Below are 1,734 nucleotides of genomic sequence, written 5' to 3' on the forward strand. Positions count from 1 at the left end.
TGTCAAAGCCGGTTAGCAGTGCGACGTCGCCAGCCAGTTAGAAACGCGACACTGGCTCTGCCGATCAGCGCCCGAGCATGCGGCTGGTCGGGGTTGCAAGCGTGGTCGGGCGCGGGTGGGACGCGCGCCTTGGGCTTTAGCTTTGAGACTATGTCCACACTCGTTCATTCCGCCGCTTCCATCCTCGCCAGCGCCTTCTGCCTTTTGGCAATCACCTCCGGATCATTCATGAAATCTGTCCGCCGACCGGGCTTGCGACCGCGCTTCTGATAGCCATTGCTCTTACTGCCATCCGGTATCCCAAACATATGATCCGTCTGGCCAGTGCGGCGAGGGCCGCTCTTGCTACGTTGCTGTTGGCGTCCGGCCTGCATCTCGGCGACGATCGACAGCACGTCGTCCAAACGCTTGTTCTCAACGACTTCGGATCGATGCACCGATCGCAACTTGTCGAAGGTTCTATAGGGCAGGGCAAAGCTCTCGTGCATGATCTCCAGACGGCCATCCGGATAGTCGCAAACGACGACCTTCTTACCCGCCAGGGACCTGGAAAGATCAGTCGGATCAAGGATGAACAGCACCTTGTCATAACGCAGCGTCAGGGCCTGCGACAGCGTGCGGACTTCCTTACGGCACATGGCGCCGTCAAGGTTCTCATGATCGGCCAGTGGCCGGTGCATATCTTTCGGATTGCGTGGTGGTTTGCCGAACCGGGAATTGAAATCTGTAATAAATTCTGACGCATAGACATTGGCCGCCTCGATAGTATCTATGCCGCGAAGCCGTAATTCCTTCACGAGGCGATCCTGCAGCGTCTGATTGGCACGTTCCACACGGCCCTTGGCCTGCGGAGTGTTGGCACAGATGATGTCGATGTTCAGCTCATAAAGCGCCCGACCGAACTGCGTCAGCCCGCTGGTCCGGTCCTTCTCGGACGCATGGGTGGAGCGGAAAACGCCATGCTTGTCGCTGTAGAAGGCCAGCGGCTTGCCCCATTGCTGCAGATAGGCCTTCGTCGCATGCAGATAGTCGAACGTGTTCTCCGATCCGGCAAAGCGCAGATGCAGGAGCCTGCCGGTCGCGTCATCGATATAGACGAGCAGGGCGCATTTGGGACCGCGGTTCTCGAACCACCAGTGATGTGACCCGTCGATCTGCACCAGCTCGCCAAAGCAGTCACGCCGGCCGCGTGGCTGGAAAACCCGTTTCTTGCGTTCCCGGCGTGAGACCCAGATACCAGCCTCGGTCATCCATTGTCGCAGCGTCTCCTTGGCGACAGAGATCCGGTGCAGCTCGATCAGCTTCTCACGTGCCAGCGTCGGACCGAAATCCAGATAGCGTTCACGAATCAGATCCAGCGCCGCATTGCGAAACTCCTCGCTGTGGCGCCTGTTGCTCGGACGCGATCGCTTCCTGGAAACAAGACCGGCCGGACCATCCCGGTCATAGGCTTGCAGCAGCCGATGGACCTGACTTCGACTGAGGTCGAGCCGTTCGGCAGCCTCGACGACGCTCAGGCGCTCGTCACGGATCTTCTGGATGACTTCGAGGCGATGCAACTCTTTCTGCGACATGGTGATCAAACAGGACATGACGACTCCGACCGCTGATGGTCTCGACCAGACAGAAGGTCGTCATCCTTGCTCCCAACGTTGGCATTGGCCAGCGCGTCGAGAGGCGAGACTGTCGCATCTCTAACTGGCCCAACTGTCGCATTACTAAATAGCCCTTACA

1 protein-coding gene is annotated in these 1,734 nt (G+C 58.8%); it reads right to left on the reverse strand.

Going from position 1 to position 1,734, the window contains the following annotated elements; translation table 11 throughout:
• Window positions 1-164: 164 nt before the first annotated feature.
• Window positions 165-1,592 carry an ISNCY family transposase gene (locus GGQ64_RS27525; protein ID WP_183808490.1) on the reverse strand — a complete coding sequence of 476 codons (1,428 nt, stop codon included), beginning with the start codon at window positions 1,590-1,592 and terminating at the stop codon, window positions 165-167.
• Between the last annotated feature and the right edge of the window lie 142 nt (window positions 1,593-1,734).

It is taken from the genome of Mycoplana azooxidifex, from assembly GCF_014196765.1.
GTDB classification, from domain to species: domain Bacteria; phylum Pseudomonadota; class Alphaproteobacteria; order Rhizobiales; family Rhizobiaceae; genus Mycoplana; species Mycoplana azooxidifex.